The organism is Acidovorax delafieldii 2AN (assembly GCF_000175235.1).
Classification (GTDB): Bacteria; Pseudomonadota; Gammaproteobacteria; order Burkholderiales; family Burkholderiaceae_C; genus Acidovorax; species Acidovorax delafieldii_B.
Genome location: NZ_ACQT01000545.1, coordinates 1 through 1,058, shown reverse-complemented (window position 1 = coordinate 1,058; position 1,058 = coordinate 1). Strand labels below are relative to the sequence as shown.

The 1,058-nt window shown below is 70.6% G+C and carries 2 pseudogenes; both read right to left on the bottom strand.

The features are described 5' to 3' along the window. Positions 1–789: pseudogene (locus ACDELDRAFT_RS22915) on the bottom strand (CaiB/BaiF CoA transferase family protein); the annotation flags it as partial. 25 nt (positions 790–814) lie between these two features. Then, positions 815–1,058 (bottom strand): annotated as a pseudogene (locus ACDELDRAFT_RS24385) (enoyl-CoA hydratase-related protein); the annotation flags it as partial.

Below are 1,058 nucleotides of genomic sequence, written 5' to 3'. Positions count from 1 at the left end.
GCGGGCTCACCCACCTCGGCAAAGAAGCGCTGCCAGTGCACGTCGGTGTAGGGCATCATGGCCACATGGCCGTCGGACGTGCGGTACGGGCGACGCCACGGCGCCAGCACGCGCGGGTAGCCGGGCGCGGACAGCGGCGGCTCGAAATGCTGGCCGTAGAAATGCTCCACCAGGTTGAAGCCCACCATGGACTCGAACATGGGGATCTCCACCAGCGCGCCCTGCCCCGTGCGCTCGCGCTGCCACAGCGCGGCCAGGATGGCATGCGCCGCCACATGGGCGCAGGTCTTGTCGGCGGCGATGGTGGGCAGGTAGCGTGCCTCGCCCGTCTGGCGCGCCATGAGGTCGGCCAGTCCCGACATGCCCTGGATCACGTCGTCGTACGCCGGCCGCCCGGCATAGGGCCCGGGCAGAAAGCCCAGCAGGCTGGCATACACCAGGCGCGGGTGCTTCGCGCGCAGCGTGGCCGGGTCGATGCCCAGGCCGGCGAGCTTTTTGCGGCCGCATGCTGTGCATGAACACGTCGGCCGTGGCCACCAGGGCCTGCAGCGCCGCCTGCGCGGCGGGCTGCTTGAGGTCGAGCGCCAGGCTCTTCTTGCTGCGGTTGGCGCCCAGGAACATGGCCGCCATGCCCGGCTCGGTGCCCGGGCCGGTGTGGCGCGTGGAGTCGCCCTCGGGCGGCTCGACCTTGATGACCTCGGCCCCGTAGTCGGCCAGCAACTGGCTGGCCAGCGGGCCGAAGATGACGCTGGACAGATCCAGCACGCGCAGGCCTTGCAGGGGTTTCATACGGCAATGTTCTCGCTGCCGGCAATCACGCAAAGCGTGGCGCGCGTTTTTCGATGAAGGCGGTAACCGCCTCGCGGTGGTCGGCCGTCTTGTGCGCGATGGCCTGGTAGCCGGCCGACATCTCCAGCAGCGACGCCAGCGTGCTGCTCTGCCCCTCGCGCAGCAGGCGCTTGGTCATGCGCATCACGGCGCCGGGGTTGGCGGCGATTTTCGCGGCCAGCGCGCGCGGTGGGCAGCAGCTGGTCGGCCGGCACCACGCGGCTCACCAG